The organism is Streptomyces sp. NPDC048462 (assembly GCF_043200175.1).
Taxonomy (GTDB): domain Bacteria; phylum Actinomycetota; class Actinomycetes; order Streptomycetales; family Streptomycetaceae; genus Streptomyces.
The window spans coordinates 243863-260431 of sequence record NZ_JBICXG010000005.1 but is presented as its reverse complement, the minus strand read 5'-3'; the positions used below and the strand labels follow the sequence as shown (position 1 = coordinate 260431).

General features: G+C 71.9%; 13 protein-coding genes. 9 read left to right on the top strand and 4 right to left on the bottom strand.

Features of this window, described 5'->3' with window-relative positions; all coding sequences use genetic code 11:
• Positions 1-23: 23 nt before the first annotated feature.
• On the bottom strand, positions 24-1340 hold the full coding sequence (locus ACGFU6_RS12085) for an enolase C-terminal domain-like protein (protein WP_393610098.1): 1317 nt from the start codon (positions 1338-1340) through the stop codon (positions 24-26).
• A gap of 231 nt (positions 1341-1571) precedes the next feature.
• Here ACGFU6_RS12085 and ACGFU6_RS12080 point away from each other — a divergent pair, with 231 nt between their 5' ends.
• The 5 genes from ACGFU6_RS12080 to ACGFU6_RS12060 all read left to right on the top strand — a co-directional run bounded on the left by ACGFU6_RS12080 (position 1572) and on the right by ACGFU6_RS12060 (position 7112).
• Positions 1572-2945 (top strand): ABC transporter substrate-binding protein, encoded by a 1374-nt coding sequence (locus ACGFU6_RS12080; RefSeq protein ID WP_393610096.1) that lies wholly within the window; start codon positions 1572-1574, stop codon positions 2943-2945.
• Between the two features lie 2 nt (positions 2946-2947).
• Positions 2948-3961 carry a carbohydrate ABC transporter permease gene (locus ACGFU6_RS12075; protein ID WP_393610094.1) on the top strand — a complete coding sequence of 338 codons (1014 nt, stop codon included), beginning with the start codon at positions 2948-2950 and terminating at the stop codon, positions 3959-3961.
• Entirely contained in the window at positions 3958-4839 is an 882-nt protein-coding gene (locus tag ACGFU6_RS12070; protein ID WP_393610092.1) for a carbohydrate ABC transporter permease, read from the top strand. The genes ACGFU6_RS12075 and ACGFU6_RS12070 overlap by 4 nt, the downstream gene beginning before the upstream one ends.
• Entirely contained in the window at positions 4836-5771 is a 936-nt protein-coding gene (locus ACGFU6_RS12065) for an NAD-dependent epimerase/dehydratase family protein (protein ID WP_393610090.1), read from the top strand. Before ACGFU6_RS12070 ends, ACGFU6_RS12065 begins: the two co-directional genes overlap by 4 nt.
• Before the next feature lie 81 nt (positions 5772-5852).
• Positions 5853-7112, top strand: a complete 1260-nt coding sequence (locus ACGFU6_RS12060) for a glycoside hydrolase family 71/99-like protein (RefSeq protein ID WP_393610088.1) — start codon at positions 5853-5855, stop codon at positions 7110-7112.
• A gap of 66 nt (positions 7113-7178) precedes the next feature.
• Here the strand turns inward: ACGFU6_RS12060 and ACGFU6_RS12055 are convergent, their stop codons facing one another.
• Entirely contained in the window at positions 7179-9329 is a 2151-nt protein-coding gene (locus tag ACGFU6_RS12055) for an MMPL family transporter (RefSeq protein WP_393610086.1), read from the bottom strand.
• Positions 9330-9576: 247 nt separating this feature from the next.
• Between ACGFU6_RS12055 and ACGFU6_RS12050 the strand changes: the two genes are divergently transcribed.
• The gene (locus ACGFU6_RS12050; RefSeq protein WP_393610084.1) at positions 9577-10845 is read left to right on the top strand and encodes a sensor histidine kinase; all 1269 of its coding nucleotides are present in this window, start codon (positions 9577-9579) and stop codon (positions 10843-10845) included.
• Positions 10830-11477, top strand: a complete 648-nt coding sequence (locus ACGFU6_RS12045) for a LuxR C-terminal-related transcriptional regulator (protein ID WP_393610082.1) — start codon at positions 10830-10832, stop codon at positions 11475-11477. The genes ACGFU6_RS12050 and ACGFU6_RS12045 overlap by 16 nt, the downstream gene beginning before the upstream one ends.
• On the opposite strand, the gene ACGFU6_RS12040 is transcribed toward ACGFU6_RS12045, so the two are convergent.
• Positions 11474-13123 carry an alpha-L-fucosidase gene (locus ACGFU6_RS12040; protein ID WP_393610080.1) on the bottom strand — a complete coding sequence of 550 codons (1650 nt, stop codon included), beginning with the start codon at positions 13121-13123 and terminating at the stop codon, positions 11474-11476. The two genes, ACGFU6_RS12045 and ACGFU6_RS12040, sit on opposite strands and share 4 nt — an antisense overlap.
• 179 nt (positions 13124-13302) lie before the next feature.
• Complete coding sequence (locus ACGFU6_RS12035; RefSeq protein ID WP_393610078.1) at positions 13303-13797, bottom strand: MarR family winged helix-turn-helix transcriptional regulator; 495 nt, start codon at positions 13795-13797, stop codon at positions 13303-13305.
• Positions 13798-13885: 88 nt separating this feature from the next.
• On the opposite strand from ACGFU6_RS12035, the gene ACGFU6_RS12030 reads away from it, so the two are divergent.
• Positions 13886-14467 carry a carboxymuconolactone decarboxylase family protein gene (locus ACGFU6_RS12030; RefSeq protein ID WP_393610076.1) on the top strand — a complete coding sequence of 194 codons (582 nt, stop codon included), beginning with the start codon at positions 13886-13888 and terminating at the stop codon, positions 14465-14467.
• Between the two features lie 76 nt (positions 14468-14543).
• The gene (locus ACGFU6_RS12025; RefSeq protein ID WP_393610074.1) at positions 14544-16493 is read left to right on the top strand and encodes a hypothetical protein; all 1950 of its coding nucleotides are present in this window, start codon (positions 14544-14546) and stop codon (positions 16491-16493) included.
• The last annotated feature ends 76 nt before the right edge of the window (positions 16494-16569 follow it).

Sequence of the window (16569 nt, the reverse complement as noted above, 5' to 3'; positions counted from 1 at the left end):
CTGTTCCGTCGCAGGGCCCCGCGTCAGGGCCGGTGCGCGCTGCCGTCCGCCGCCCGGAGCAGGGCCCACCGGTCGTGCTGGAGCGGTGCGGGGGCCGGGTGGCACCGGGCGGCCGCCTCGTCGAAGTCGACGCCGAGGCCCGGTGCCTCGGAGGGGAAGAGCTTGCCGGCGCGCGGTACGGGAGCCCCGGGGAAGACCTCGCGGGTCGCCTCGGTGAAGGAGGCCGCCTCCTGCACGCCGAACGCCGGTGAGCTGATGTCCAGCGCGAGGTTGGCGGCCATGCCGACCGGGCTGACGTCCCCCGGGCCGTGCGGGGCGGTGCGCACGCCGAACAGCTCGCAGGCGGCCACCAGTTTCCGGGTGGGCGTGAGCCCGCCGAGGGTGGGGATGCGGATGCGCGCGAAGTCGATGACGCGCTGCTCCAGGAGCGGCAGGTACGCCTGCGGATCGGCGTAGAGCTCCCCCACCGCGAGCGGAACCGTACCGGCCGCGCGGAGCTGCGCGAAGTGTGCGGCGTCCTCGGGCGCCAGCGCGTCCTCCAGGAAGAACAGGTCCGCGTCCTGCACCGCGCGCACCAGTTCGCGCGCCTGTGAGGGCGTGAGGCGCTCGTGCACGTCGTGCAGCAGCTCCACGCCGGGGCCGACCCGTTCGCGCACCTCGCGCAGGACGGGCGGCACGTGGCGCAGGTAGCCCAGGGAGTCCCAGCTCCCGGCGCGCAGGGTGCGGCGCTCGGCCTCCTCGGCGTTCCGGGGGGCGGTGCCGTAGGCGTCGGTGCCGGGTACGGCGACCTGGACGCGCACATGCCGGTAGCCGCCCTCGGCGGCGGCCAGCACGGCTTCGGCGATCTGCGCGGCGTCGGCCCCGTCGACGTGGGTGTACGCCTCGGCCGACTCCCGGACGCGCCCCCCGAGCAGGGAGAACAGCGGCAGGCCCGCCGACTTGCCCTTGATGTCCCACAGGGCGACGTCCACGCCGGCCAGCGCGTTGTGCCCGATGGACCCGCCGCGCCAGTAGCCGCTGTTCAGCAGGAGCCGGTGCAGGTCCTCCACGTCGGCCGGGTCCCGGCCGATGAGGAGCGGTCCGACGTAGTCGTCGACGACGGCCCGGATCGCCGTCGTGCGCTGGGGGTCGCTGGCGCAGCCGAGGCCGTAGAGGCCCGGCTGGTTGGTCTCCACCCGCACGATCACGTACGGGCAGCCCTGGGGCGCGCACAGGAAGGTGCGGACGGCTGTGATGCGGGTTCCGTCGCCGGACCCGCTCCAGGGGGCGGCGGCGAGTACGGGCGCGGCGGCCCGGGCGGTGCCCGGAGCGGCCGGGTCCGCGATGTCCTGTTCAGTCATGGTGGGCTCCGTACGGGAGGAGACGCGCAGGGTTTCTCGAGTGTTACGACCGTTGACACGGTACATCAAGTCGATTTAGATACCGGTGCTGGCTCTGGCCCGTACCCGCTTCAACACGCGGCCCTCAGCACCCACTTCATCACCCAGCAGGCGAGACACCTGTATTCCGCGGGCTCGGGACGCGGTGCGGAATCAGGCCATGGACGCCACAGAGGAAAGGGGGCCGCTTGCATGGAACACAGCCCCGCGTTCCGGCAAGGACGCCGCCGTCTGCTCGCCGCCGCACCGGCCATGGCCCTGCTGGCCGCGGGCTGCGGCCGGTCCGCAGGCGCCGGACGTGATCGTCTGACGATGTGGACCTTCAAGCAGTCACACGTCAAGGCCCTCGACGCGGCCGCCGCCGCGTTCACGGCGCAGACCGGCACCAAGCTCGCGATCCAGGCCATCACGCCCGACGACGCCTTCCTGACCAAGGTGCAGGCCGCCGCGCGCACCAACGATCTCCCCGACGTGATCGAGGTCCACGCCAACGGCGACGACCTGTCCTTCGGGGGCGCCGGCCTCCTGGAGGACCTCGCCGGCGCGGTCGGCAGGAGCTGGCTGGACACGTACCTGCCCCAGGTACGCAAGGACGGCGCCGTCACCGCCGCGCAGTACCGGGACTCCCTCACCGAGGGGTCCAAGACGATGGGGGTGAAGGAGGGGCAGCGGTTCAGCGTCCCGCTCACCGTCGGCACCTTCGGCATCGTCTACGCGGACCGCCGCCGCCTCGCCTCGGCCGGTGTCACCGAACCGCCCGCCACGTGGGAACAGTTCATCGACACTCTCGCCGCGGTCCACCGGACCGACCCCAAGCGGGGCGGCATCACCATCGGGGTCCAGCAGCCGTCCACCGCGCTGGAGTGGCTCATGCAGCCCATGGCGTTCGGGATGCTCGGCAAGGAACGCTTCCAGGCCCTCTTCGGCTCCGACCCCTCCAAGGGCTTCGCCTCGGCCGACGGCCAGCGGGTCCTGACGGAGTACGGCAGGGTGACGCCGTACTGGATGCCGGGCACCGCCGCCAAGAGCATCGACGACGCGGACCTCTCCTTCGCCCAGGGCAAGTCGGCGTTCCTGGTCGGCGGGACCTTCACCCTGGCCTTCCTGGCGGCCAACGGCGCCGACCCGGCCAACATCATGACGTTCCCGGTGCCGCCGCCTGCCAGGGCCGCCATCCCCGGCATGCAGCTGTCCCCCTTCGCGCTGACCGGGCTCTCGGTGACCCGCACCTCGCGGCGGAAGGACGAGGCGATGGCCTGGCTGCGGTTCCTCTCGAAGCCCGACGTGGCCGCCGACTTCGGCCGCGCGGCGCTCGACGTGCCGCCCAACCTGCTCACCGGCGCGGACCGCGAGGCGGTCGGCCCGCTGCTCACCACCATGCTCGACTCGTTCGGCACCGGCGAGAACGCCTACAACGCGGGCGACACCACCTACCGCCCCAGCCTCTACGACCCGGGCAAGGTCGGCGCGGTACTGGCCGGCTACACCCCGCTGAAGTCGACGGGCGCGCGGCAGACCGGCAATCACATCAGCTCCATGATCAAGTCTTACTGGGCGGAGCAGTAGCCATGGCAGCCAATCTCACCGCCGGCACCGACGCCGGCACCCCCGACCCCGGCAGCATGGGTAAGGCCCGCGCCACCGGAAAGGGCCGTACATCGCCTGCGGGCAGGCCCCGCCGTACCGCCCGCCTGCGGGAAGCGCTCTGGGGCTACACCTTCATGGCCCCCGCGCTGGCCCTGTTCGCCGTCATGGGCGTCTACACCATCGTGTACGGCTTCTCACTGAGCTTCGCCCAGTGGAACGGCTTCTGGCCGCAGTGGCACTGGCGCGGACTGCGCAACTACACCGACCTGCTCGGCGGCAGCCCCACCTACGCCCCGATCGTCAGGACCGCGGCGCTCAACACGCTCTACGTCATGATCGCCGTCCCCGTGCTCACCGTGCTGATCAGCTTCCCGCTGGCGCTGGTGCTCAACTCGATCCGGCGCTTCCAGGGCGTCCTGCGCTCGGTGTACTTCCTGCCGTACGTCACCACCGGCATCGCGGTCTACTTCGCCTGGCAGTACATCCTGGAGCCCGAGGGCGCGATCAACCTGCTGCTGCAGTCGGCCGGCCTGGGGTCCCTCTCCCAGCCGCAGGGCTGGCTGGGCAATCCGGACACCGCGCTGCCCACCCTGATCATGGTGATGGTCTGGTCGGCCGTCCCGGTCTCGATGCTGCTCTACCTCACCGGCCTGCAGTCGCTGGACGGATCGCTCCTGGAGGCCGCCCAGCTCGACGGCGCCGGCCGGGTGCGCACCGCGCTCCACATCATCTGGCCGCTGATGCGCCCCATGACCCTCGTCATCACGCTGCTCAACCTGCGGGACGCGCTCCAGGGCTTCCAGATGTTCCTGATCATGACGAACGGCGGTCCGGGCGACTCGACCTCGGTCCTCGGGCTGGAGACCTACCGGCTGGCCTTCCTCTCCGAGCTGTCGCCCACCCTGGGCCTGGCCAGCGCACTGGGCTGGCTGCTGTTCATCGCGGCCCTGGTGGTCGCGTTCCTCAACCAGCGCGCCACGCGGAGGACGGAATGACCACGACCGCCCAGATCGCTCCCCGGGCACTTCCGTCCCGCCGCACCCGGCGGTCGCTCGGCGGGATCAGCGCCCGGACCGCGGTGACGGTGGCGCTGGCCGCCTACGCCGTGGTCAGCTTCTACCCCTTCCTGTGGATGGTCTCGGCCGCCTTCAAGACCAACAGCGAGGTCGTCTCCGGCGGCCACCTCATCCCGCACCACCCCACCTTGCAGACGCTGTCCGACACGTGGAACAAGCTCGACTTCTTCGAGTACTTCACCAACAGCCTGAAGGTGACGGTACTGACCACCGTCCTGGTGGTCGTCGTGTACGCGGCGGCCTCCTACGCCTTCGCGGTTCTCCGCTTCCCCGGCCGGCGCCTCTTCTACCGGCTCTTCCTGGCCCTGCTGTTCGTGCCCGGAGTGGTGACCCTGCTGCCGATCGTGCTGCTGGAGAGCCGGCTCGACATCCTGGGCACCCACTGGGGGCTCGTCCTCCCCTTCGTCAACGGCAGCGCCCCGCTGGCCGTCCTGATGCTCACCAACGCCTTCAACACCGTCCCCATCGAACTGCGCGAGGCGGCCCGGATGGACGGGGCCGGCGAGCTGCGCATCTTCGCCCGCATCTACCTTCCGCTGGCCCTCCCGGCGCTGGTCACCATCGCGCTGCTCACGGCGATCCCGACCTGGAACGAGTACCAGCTCACCCGGATCTCGCTCAACGACCCGCACACCTACACGCTGCCGATCGCCCTCCAGGCGATGCAGTCGGAGAGCGTCGTCCAGTACAACTCGCTGATGGCCGCCGCGCTGATCATGGTGGTCCCCGTGATCATCCTGTTCCTCTGCGCCCAGCGCTACTTCGTCAACGGACTGATGGGAGCGGTCAAGGGATGACCTCGCACGAGAACGCACACCGGCACGCCGGCACGGTCCTGGTCACCGGCGCCTGCGGCGGCCTGGGCACCGCGGTGACCGCGGACCTGGCCCGCGCGGGCTACCGGGTCGTCGGCGCCGACCGGCGGGGGCCGGCCGATCCGGACGCCTCCGCCCACCTCGCCGCCTTCGTCACCGGCGACCTGAACGACCCGGCCGTCGTACGCGCCGCCTTCGACGCGGCGGCCGGGCAGGACGGGGCCGCTCCGGCGGCCGTGGTCCACCTCGCCGCGATCCCCGCACCCGGCATCGTGGACGAGTACGAGACGCTGCGCTCCAACGTCATGACCGCCTACACCGTCTTTCAGGAAGCGGGCCGCCGGGGAGCCGGCCGCGTGGTCGGCGCCTCCAGCGCCGCCGCCGTCGGGCTGGCCTGGGCGGACCGGGACCAGTCCCCCCGGTACGTTCCGGTCGACGAGGAGCACCCGGATCTGACGGTCGACTCCTACGGGCTGTCGAAGGTGATGAGCGAGAGCGCGGCCGCCTTCACCACCCGGCGATGGCACACCACCACCGTCATGCTGCGCTTCCCCTTCATCGGTGAGGGCGAACGCCTGGCCGGCCGGCTCGCCGAGGTGGCGGCCGACCCCGCCGCCAACCGCCGCGAGCTGTGGGGCTGGGTGCACACGCAGGACGCCGCCGGGGCGGTACGCGCCGCGCTCACCGCCCCGCTCACCGGCCACCACGTCATCAACATCGCCGCTCCCGACAGCTCCTGCCGGGTACCGACCCGTGAACTGCTGGCCGCCCACCACCCCACCGCGAAGCTCCTGGACGACGGTATGGCCGAACACGGCTCCCTGTTCGCCACCGGGCGCTCCCGCGCACTGCTCGGCTTCACCGCCCGCCAAGGCCGGCGGACCAGCGGCACCACCGCCGCTCCCCCGGACTGATCGCGGACCGCAAGAACCCGGAACCCGTCCGTGGATCACGCACCGCCCCCGTTCCCCGTCCTCATCATGAGAGGCCCCCACATGACCACATCGCGACGCACGTTCCTGCTGGCGGCGACGGCCGGTGTCACGGCCGCCGCGCTGTCCCCCACCATCGCCGGGGCCGCGACACCGAGCCCCTCGGCGTCCGGCGCCGCGAGCCCCGTCGGAGACGTGGTCGGCAAGGTCACCGTCGGCTATCAGGGCTGGTTCGGGGCGCCGGGTGACGGCGCCCCGATCAACGGCTGGTGGCACTGGAGCCCGGACATGTCACAGGCCCCGCGCCCCGGCGCCTCCAGCGCCAAGTCCTGGCCGGACGTGCGCGATTACGACCGTACGTACCCGACGGCCATGCCCGAACTGAACGGCGGAGAGCCCGCGGCGCTGTTCTCCTCCTGGGACCAGCAGACCGTCGACACCCACTTCCGCTGGATGCGGGAGAACGGCATCGACACCGCCGCCCTGCAGCGCTTCAACCCCTTCGGCTCCGAGGGCCCCACCCGTGACGGCATCGCCCAGAAGGTGCGCGGCGCCGCCGAGAACAACGGCCGCAAGTTCTACGTCATGTACGACGTGACCAACTGGACGTCGATGGCGGCCGAGATCAAGCAGGACTGGTCGCAGAAGATGTCCGCGCACACCTCGTCCGCCGCCTACGCCCGCCAGAACGGCAAACCGGTGGTGTGCGTCTGGGGCTTCGGCTTCAGCGACGACGCCCGGCCCTTCGACGCGCCGGAGTGCCTGGACGTAGTCAACTGGTTCAAGCAGCAGGGCTGTTACGTCATCGGAGGCGTCCCCACCCACTGGCGGACGGGGAACGAGGACTCCCGTCCCGGCTTCCAGGACGTCTACCACGCCTTCGACATGCTCTCGCCCTGGATGGTGGGCCGGATCGGCAGCGCCGGTGAGTCGGACTCGTTCCACACCAACGTCAACACCCCCGACCTGGCGGACTGCGCCGCGCACGGCATCGACTACCAGCCGTGTGTCCTGCCGGGTGACCTCCAGGCCGGGCAGCGCGCGCACGGCGACTTCATGTGGCGGCAGTTCTACAACATGGTCCGCCTGGGCGCCCAGGGCATCTACATATCCATGTTCGACGAGTACAACGAGGCGCACCAGATCGCCAAGACGGCGGAGACGGCCGCCGACGTGCCCGCCGGGTCCGGGATCCTCGCTCTCGACGAGGACGGAACCTCCTGTTCCGCGGACTACTACCTGCGGCTGACCGGCGACGGCGGGCGGATGCTCAAGGGGCAGCTGGCCCTGACCGCCGACCGCCCCACCCCGGTGCGTCCCTGAACAGCGCGGTGGGCCCCGGTTCCGGTACGTAACCGGAGCCGGGGCCCACCGCGTGTTGCGGCACGGTCAGCCGCGCTGTCCCGTCGCCACCGGGCCGACCGGGCCGGCCACCGGGCCGTGCTCCGGCTCCGGCTCGCTGTGGTCCAGGGCGGGCAGCCGGGACAGTCCGCGCGGGGTCCGCCAGTTGCGCTCACCGAGCAGCGCCATCACGGAGGGCAGCAGCACCATCCGGACGATCGTCGCGTCGAGCAGTACCGCGACGGCCAGGCCGACGCCCATCTGCTGCATGTCCTGCATGGACAGCGTCCCGAAGACCGCGAACACCGCCACCATGATCACGGCCGCGCCGGTCACGGCGCCCGCCGTCCGGCGGATTCCCTCGTCGATCGCGGCCGGGGTGGACAGGCCTCGGCCGTGGGCCTCGCGGATCCGGGAGACCACGAAGACGTGGTAGTCCATCGAGAGCCCGAACAGGACGACCAGTACGAAGAGCGGCATCCAGGACTCGATGGCGCCGACGCCCTCCGAGCCGATCAGCGAGGCGCCCCAGCCGTGCTGGAAGACGGCGACCATCACTCCGTAGGCGGCGCCCACCGAGAGCAGGTTGAGCAGGATCGCGGTCACGGCGATGACGTAGCTGCGGAAGCAGAACAGCATCACCAGGAAGGTCACCGCGGCGATGAAGAGGAAGACGGGCGCGATGCCGCTCTTGAGCTGGGCGGTGAAGTCCACGGACCCGGCGGTCTCACCGGTCACATAGGCACGGGCGCCCGTGCCGTCGAAGGCGGCCGGCAGCCGGTGCTCACGCAGTTCGCTCAGATCGGCCTTACCGTGCGGCATCGCGACCTCGATCTCCGCGACGTTCTGCGCCCGGTGGACGGTCACCTTGTCGAAGTCGCCGAGCGCCTTGCGTACGGCGGGGGCCTCGATGTCGTCGGCCTCGACGACCACCTGGGCCGGGGCGGGGCCGCCGGGGAAGGTCTCGCTGATATCGCGGTAGGCGATGGCCAGTTCGGACTGGGAGCCGAACTGTTTCTCCAGGCCGAGCGATTCGGTCTTCATGCCGAGGGCCGGCGCCGCGAGCACGAGCAGTACGACGACCGAGGCGGCGGCGAAGAACTTCGGCCTGGCCAGCACGGGCCGCAGCAGCTTTCCGGCGAACCGGCCGCTCTGCTTCTTCGCGCCCCGCTTGCCGCGCCGGTTGAGCAGCGGCACGCGTCCGGCGTCGATCCGGTCGCCCAGCCAGGACAGCAGGGCCGGCAGCACCGTCACGGAGCCCATCATGGCGATGAAGACCACGATGATCGTGGCGACGGCGAAGCCCTTGAAGAGGAGCAGTCCGGACAGGAACATGCCGGCCATGGCGACCATGACGGTCAGCCCGGAGACCAGGACGGACCGGCCGCTGGTCGCCGCCGCGATCCGCAGCGCCGTCTCGGCGTCACGCCCCGCCGCCCGCTCGTCCCGCTCGCGCCGCAGGTAGAAGAGGCAGTAGTCGACGCCGACGGCGAAGCCCATCAGGAACATCACGGAGTACGTGGTCTGGAAGAGGTGCAACTGGTGGCTGGCGAGCGACAGCAGACCGAAGGCGGCCAGGCAGGCGGTCAGCGCGAGTCCGACGGGCAGCAGGGCCGCGACGACGGCGCCGAAGGCGACCAGCAGGATGCCGAGGGCCAGCGGTACGGCGGTGAACTCGGCCTTCTTGAAGTCGTCGGAGAGCAGGTCACCGAGCCACTTCCCCGCACTGGCGTCGCCGAACTGGTGGACCGTGACGCCCGGCTGCCCCTTCCGGACCCCCTCGACGGCGTCCAGGACGGGCTGCACCCTGTCGGACGCGGTGGCGGCGTCCCCCTTCATCTCGAAGGTGACCAGCGCGTCCTTGCCGTTCTCGGCGGCGACCGGAGCCTTGAGGCCCGTCACCTCACCGGTCTTCCCGAGGGCGGTGGTCAGCTGCCGCGCCGCGGTCCGCCAGCCGTCGGGTTCGGCCGACGACACCATGACCATCTCGCCCGCCCGGTGGCTGAGGCCGGCGTCGGAGAGGATCTGCTCGGCCCGTGCCGAGTCGCCCGCACCATTCTCCGCGTTGGTCATCTCGACCATGCCCGACGCACCGCCGATGCCCGCGGCGAGCACGACGAAGAGCAGCCAGCCGAGAATGGCCGTCTTTCGGTGGTGTGCGCTCCACACACCGATACGTGCCGCGAGATTGCGCCTCATGGCGTCTTCGCCCCCTGAAATCGTCGTTGGAAGTACCTCGGTCAAGACACCTCGAATCTACGAATGCGACGCCCGCCGCCCCAGCCGCTGGAACACCCACTCCCCGTGACGTAGGGCGAGGTCACGGGGGTGGTGCTGGGTACACCCCCGCCGGGTGGCAGAACGGCTGACGTCCCGGCCGGCCGAGGCGTCAGACTGTGTGCGGACCGGGGCTGCCACGAGTGCCGGCGAGGGAAGAGGGACCGATATGGACACGCCGCACGGACGGACAAGGGCCGCACTGCTGGCCGCTGGGCGCGGGCTGGTGCTCTCGTTCGCGTCGATCGTGGGGTCGGTCACGCTGTTCGTGCTGGCGGTGGTCTCGATCTCCTTGATCCCGCTGGGCATCGGCCTGGTGACCACCCCCTACGTCATGACGGCGGTCCGCAAGCACGCCAACCAGCGCCGGCTGCTGGCGATCACCTGGTCGAACGTCCGGATCCCGGTCCCGTACCGGCCGGTTCCGAAGGACGTCCGCAGCGGGTTCACCGGGCAGGTGGAGCGGACCACACTGATGCTGAAGGACCCGGCGACCTGGCGGGACATGCAGTGGCTGCTGGTCGACATGACGGCCGGCTACGTGGTGTCGATCCTGGCGGCGGCGCTGATGATCTACCCGCTGGAGGGGTTCGTCCTGGCGGCCGGGCTGTGGCGGGTCTTCAGGGACGACACGTACTGGTACGGGTTCGTCCCGGTCGACAGCCAGGCCACGGCGCTGGCCGCCGCCGCGCTCGGGGTGGTCCTCTTCGGCGCCGGGGTGCTGCTGAGCGAGCGGCTGCTGCACGCGCACTTCGTTCTCACCCGCTCGGTGCTGGCCCCCACCCATGAGCAGGAGCTGGCGCTGCGCATCGACCGGCTGACCGAGACCCGGCACGAGGCGGTCGACACCGCCGCCACGGAGCTGCGGCGCATCGAGCGCGATCTGCACGACGGTGCGCAGGCCCGGCTGGTCGCCATGGGCATGAACCTGGGCACCATCGAGGCGCTGGTCGAGAAGGACCCGGCGCAGGCGAAGAAGCTCCTGGCGATGGCCCGCGCGTCCTCCGCGGAAGCGCTCACGGAGCTGCGCGATCTGGTGCGGGGCATCCACCCGCCGGTGCTGGCCGAGCGGGGGCTGGGGGACGCGGTCAGGGCGCTGGCCCTGCGGATGCCGATCGGGACCGAGGTCGAGGTGGAGCTGAGCGGCCGCGCCGAGGCGCCGGTCGAGTCGGCCGCGTACTTCGCGGTCAGCGAGATCCTGACGAACGCGGCGAAGCACTCGGGCGCGGACCGGATCTGGGTGGACCTGCACCATGGCGACCACATGCTGCGGATCTCCGTGACGGACAACGGCAAGGGCGGTGCGAGCGCCGGTTCGGGCTCGGGCCTGAGCGGAGTCGAACGCCGACTCGGTACATTCGACGGCATCATGGCCGTCAGCAGCCCCGCGGGCGGTCCCACCATGGTGACCATGGAGATCCCTTGCGAGTTGTCCTAGCCGAAGATCTCTTCCTGCTGCGCGACGGCCTGGTGCGCATGCTGGAGGCGTACGACTTCGAGATCGCGGCCGCCGTCGAGACGGGGCCTGAACTGACCAGAGCCCTTGCCGAGTTGAAGCCGGACGTCGCCGTGGTCGACGTCCGGCTTCCGCCGTCCCACACGGACGAGGGGCTGCAGTGCGCGCTGGCGGCCCGACGGGCCAGACCGGGGCTGCCGGTGCTCGTACTCTCCCAGCACGTCGAGCAGTTGTACGCGCGTGAGCTGCTGGCGGACGGCAACGGCGCCATCGGCTATCTACTCAAGGACCGGGTCTTCGACGCCGAACAGTTCATCGACGCGGTCCGCCGGGTCGCCTCGGGCGGCACCGCGATGGACCCGCAGGTGATCTCGCAGCTGCTGTCGCGGCGCTCGCATGACAAGCCGATGGGCGGGCTCACGCCGCGCGAGAAGGAGGTCATGGAGCAGATGGCGCAGGGCCGTTCGAACGCGGCGATCGCCGCGCACATGGTGATCACGGAGCGGGCGGTGGCCAAGCACACCTCGAACATCTTCGGGAAGCTCGGCCTGCCGCCCTCCGACGACGACAACCGCCGCGTTCTGGCGGTACTGGCCTATCTGGACCGCGGTTAGCGCGCGGCTGCGAGGTGCAGGGTCGTCGCCCCCAGGTGCGGCTTCGCCCTGGACTCCAGCACCTTGACCCGGACGGCGGACGCGGTGACGGCCGAGGGCAGCGGCAGGATCCGCTCGCTGCCGATGGTGGTGCCCTCCGCGATCCGCTGCCACTTCCCGCCGGTCCGGGCCTCGACGGCGAACTTCTCCACCCGCTGGCCGTGCCGGATGTCCTCCCGGACGGCGACCCGGTCGAAGGTGTACGGGCCGGGGCCCTGTTCGCGTACGTCGGTGCCGTAGATCCGGCGCACGTCGGCGCCGTAGGCGCTCAGGGACGCGACGTCCGCGTCGGCGATCCGGCCGTCCGGCGCGGGCGGGACGTTGAGCAGGAGCGAGGCGTTGCGGCCGACGCTCTTCTCGTAGAGGTCCATCAACTGCGCCGGGGTCTTGGGCTTTTCGTCGGGGTGGTAGAACCAGCCGGGGCGGTTGGAGACGTCGGCCTCGGCCGGGTACCACTGGAGGTAGTTGATCGCCGGGTCGAGGAGTTTGGCCCGGGAGCCGATGTCGGGTTCGGTCGAGTCGTTGGGGAGACTTCCGAGGCCCGTCCACGGGTCGGTGACGTGCGGAGTGACGCTCCACTCGGTCTCGCGGGCGACGCCGGACTCGTTGCCGACCCAGCGGACGCCCTGCGGGCCCTGGAAGACGACGGTGTCCGGCGACAGTGCCTTGACCATGTCGAACCACTGCTTGACGTCGTACTTCTGGGTGATCCCGGAGCCGGACCAGGGGTTGGCGCCGTCCAGCCAGAGTTCCTCGACCGGGCCGTACTGGGTGAAGATCTCGTAGAGCTGGTTGAGGTAGTACGCGTCGTAGTCGTCGGCCTTCACCTTGAAGGTGGGCAGCTTGCCGCTCTTCACCCGGGCCGCCCGGTCGTCGCCGGGAACGAGGGTGGGGATGGTGCGCTCGGTGACGGCGCTGCCGTTGCCGAAGCGGCCCTGTCCTGCGGGGGCGCGGTCGCCGTCCTCCAGGGCCATCTTCTCGGGCAGGCTGAGCGCTTCGCCGTCGGCCTGCTTGGCCCGGATCTTCTCGACCCACTCGGCGTGCCAGGCGTGCGGGAGCTCCGCGCCGTCGGAGGGCGAGAGGTAGAGGCCGACCTTCAGGCCCGCCTTGCGGGCGGCCTTCACATAGCGGGCGACGACGTCGGGGCTGCCGGGGCTGAGGGCGACCGAGTGGTCGGTGTAGCGGCTCGGGTAGAGGACGAAGCCGTCGTGGTGCTTGACGGTGAGCATGACCTGTTCGACGCCGGCGGCCTTGTAGGCGCGCATCCACTGGTCGGCGTCGATGCTCTTCGGCGCGAACAGCTTCTCGTCCTCGGTGCCGGAGCCCCACTCACGGCCGGTGAAGGTGTTCATCCCGAAGTGCGTGAAGGCGGTGACCTCCCGCTGCTGCCAGGCCAGCTGGCCCGGAGTGGGGACGATGTTCGCCGCCTTCTCGATGATCCGCTCGGGGCTGTCGCACGCCTCGACCGTCATCTGCGACGCGGGACGAACGGGTGCGCCGCAGGGCTTGGCGGGGTGCGCGGGCTGCTGCGCCGTGGCAGTCACGGGGATGAGCGCGGCGGCGGCCGCCAGCGCGAGCGCGCTGAGCACATGGGTGCGTCGTGCCATGGTTCCCTCCCATTCCCGACCACTAGTGGTCGGATCTCTTGGGTGCCGACGCGTGCATGTTGCCGCACGGAGTGGCCTGCGGGAAGGGCGCCCACCAGATACGTCCTATCTCTCGTGCGCAAAGTCCAAGTCCGCACCCAAGCCCGCACCCAAACCCCACGCACCGCCCCTCGACCCCGTCAGCCGTTGAACCAGCTCGACGCGTCGAGCCGGAAGGCGTCCGCCGCGGCCATGGTGCGCAGGTCGGACTCCAGGGCCGCGACCCGTTCGGCGCCGAGCACCCGGACCCACTCCGCGCGCACCCGGTCGAAGCCCGCCGCCGAGCGTGCCAGTACGTCGATTCCGCGCGGGGAGAGCCGGACCAGTTTGCGGCGGCCGTCCTGCGGATCGTCGGCACGCTCGACGTAGCCGAGCCCTTCGAGCCGCTCGACGGTCTTCCCGGCGGCCTGCTTGGAGACCCCGAGCCGCCGGCCGAGCTCGCTCGCGGTCGCCCCGTCGAGGCCCACCGCCTGGAGCGCGTACCCGTACGCGGGCCGCACCTCGGGGTGACCCTGCACGGCCAGCTCGCGATGCATCTCGTCGATGATCGACCGGAAGCCGGCGAACAGCAGCAGCGGCAGCTCGAAGCCCGCGACGCCACCGCTCGAAGTGGCATCCCCCGCGCGCTCAGCCATTGCGAAACTCGACAACCTGATTTACCTTTTCGTCAATCACGTTGTCGAGTTTACGTCGTCGCGTTCGCGTTGAGACGAGAGGTCCGCCATGTCCACACCCCTGTCCCCGTCCCCCGAGCACATCACCTGCCACTTCCCCGACCACTCCCCCGAATCCGCCCCCGCCGCGTCCCGCGCCGCGATGGCGGCGGTGACGGCGAAGCAGGGCCACCTGCCCGCCGCCGTCGCCCGGCTCGCCTCGTCGCCCGAGCTGCTCAACGGCTTCCTGAAGACGAGCGCGCTCTTCGAGTCCACCACCCTGGACCAGCTCTCCCGGGAGGTCCTGGTCATGACCATGGCCACCCGCAACGGCTGCCACCTCTGCGTGGCGATGCACACCGCGAAGCTCACCGCCCTCGCGGCGGACGGCGGACTCGTCGCCGCCCTGCGCGGCGAGAGCCCCCTGCCACTCCCCGACGAGCGGCTGGAGGCCATGAGGCGGTTCACCGTCGCCGTGATCGAGGCGAGCGGCGCGGTGGACGACGACACGCTCCAGTCGTTCCTGGCCCACGGCTACACCGCGCGCAACGCGCTGGAAGTGGTCCTGGGGATCGGCGCCTACACCATGTCGACTCTGGCCAACCGGATGACGGCAGCCCCGATCGATCCCCAACTGGCCCGCTTCGCCTGAGGCTTGGTGCCGAAACGGCGTCCCGGGGGCACCCGGTCCGGGGTGACCATCGCACGATTCGCTCGTTCAGCTGAATGTGCGCCCACTGCCAGAGGTACCGCCAGCCGCCACCCCGGTCGACGCGGAGCAGGCCGAGGCCTCGCTCGTCGAGCACTACCCGCGACTGGTCCGGCTCGGCTATCTCGTCCTGCCGCCCACGCTGAGCCGCTCCCGGCGCGTGCTGGCCTCGCACGCCCTGGCCCAGCGCTCGCTGCAGGCCGCGCGCCGGGCCTGTCCGGCGGACGGTCCGGGCCTCCCGCCGCCGCGCCGCCCCGGCCGTGCGGCGGCGGCCGGCCCCGGGTACGCGTACGTCAGGCGCCAGGTGCTGCGCGGCGCCCTGACGGCGGGGCTGCCGCTGCGGCGGCGGTGGTGGCCGGGGCGGGTGCGGCTGCCGTCCGCCCTTCCGCTGGTCTGGGGGCTGCGGCTGTTCCCGCACTCCGGCGGCGCGGACGAACTCGCTCTGGAGCAGAGGCTGTCGGCGGTCGGCGGGCCGGCGCGCGCCGCGTTCGTCCTGCGCGGTCTGGAGTCCCTCTCGGACTGCGAGGTCCGCCGCGAGCTGGCCGCCGCGGGGGTGGCCGATCCGCACGCGGCCCTGCGGGAGGCGGACGGGGTGGCGGCGCCCTACGCGCTGCTGGCCTCACCGGAGTTCGATCCGTGCTCCCTGCAGGCCAGGCCGCCGGACCTGCCGCGCCGCCGCAGATACGCGCGGGCCGCGCTGGCCGCCGCCGCGGCGGCCGCGGTGTGCGGGACGCTGCTGGGGCTGCCGGGCGGCGGCTGGGGACACGAAGGGCCGGCCGCGCCCCCCTACGCGCGCAATCCGGCCGCCGAGGAGGCCCTGGACCCGGGGGCGTTGCGGGTGGTGCCGGCCACGTTCTGGCGCCGTTCGCCGCGTACCGACTTCACCGCGTGGCCCACCCGGGGCGACCGCACCGAGGACACCCGGCTGCTGCGGCGGGCGCTGACGGTGTGGGCGCGGCCGGGCGGCGGGGTACGGACGTCGGCGACGCCCCGCACACCCATGGGCCCCCCGATGGGAGCCCCGCAGCTGCTGTACGCGGGCGAGGTGGGCGCGTCGGCGGTGGTGCTGTTCTACGACGGGCTGCGCGTCGTGCGGTACGCGGAGCCCCGTAACGCCGATCCGTCCGAGGGCGCCGCGCTCGACTTCGCCCGGGTCGACGGGGCGGACGCGGCCTCGGCGGGCGCCCTGGTGGTGGAGCGCGCCGGGGGCCGGGTCCGCTATCTGACGGCGCCCTGGGTGCGGAGCGCGTCGGTGCGGGACCTGCTCGCCCCGGACCGGGCGCCGCGCCCGCTGCACCGCGCCCCGGACGGGGTGACCGACGCGCTGAGCGGTACCGGGGCCGCGGGCGGCTGCCGGTCCTGGGACGCGGTCGGGCTGTCCGACGGCACGGCCGACCGGCTGGTGACGGATCTCGGTGAACTCGCCCCGGCCCGGCTGACCTCGGGCCCGCCGTCGAAGCCGCACGACGTGGCGGGGCGCACGGAGCTGGAGAGCTGGGCGCGGACCGCGTGCCTGCTGCCCGCGGTGCGTTCGCGCGGGGTGCGCTCGGTGAACTCCTGGGCGTACGCGACGCAGCCGCTGCCCGAGGACGGCGGTTCGGCCCGGTGGCTGTGCACCAGGGCGGAGACCTGGCGGGGCGCCGGGAGCCGGGTGCTCGCCCAGTTCCAGGCACCGTCCGCGCGGCCGCCCGGGAGCCGTCCGCCGGGGGCCGTCGCGGCGCGCTCCGAGGACTCGCCCGCGTGCGGGGCGAGCGACCCGCGGGTACTGGCGGGCGTGCTGTGGAAGTCGCGCGAGGGCCGTTGGTACGTGCTCGCGGCGGGCAGCGAGCAGTTCACCTCGCTCACCACGTCGGGCGGGGTGACGGGGACCTCGCGGGGGCGGCTGCTCGCGGTACCCGCCGGCGCGGGCGACCGGGCGAGGCTGAACGGACGGCTGAGAGACGGAAGTCGGGTCGGGGCCCTGCGGTGACGGCCGGCCGGGAGCATGCTCAGGAATTCGCCGCAGGCCCCTGTTCGCCGGGCCTACCCCTCAGTACATTGACAAC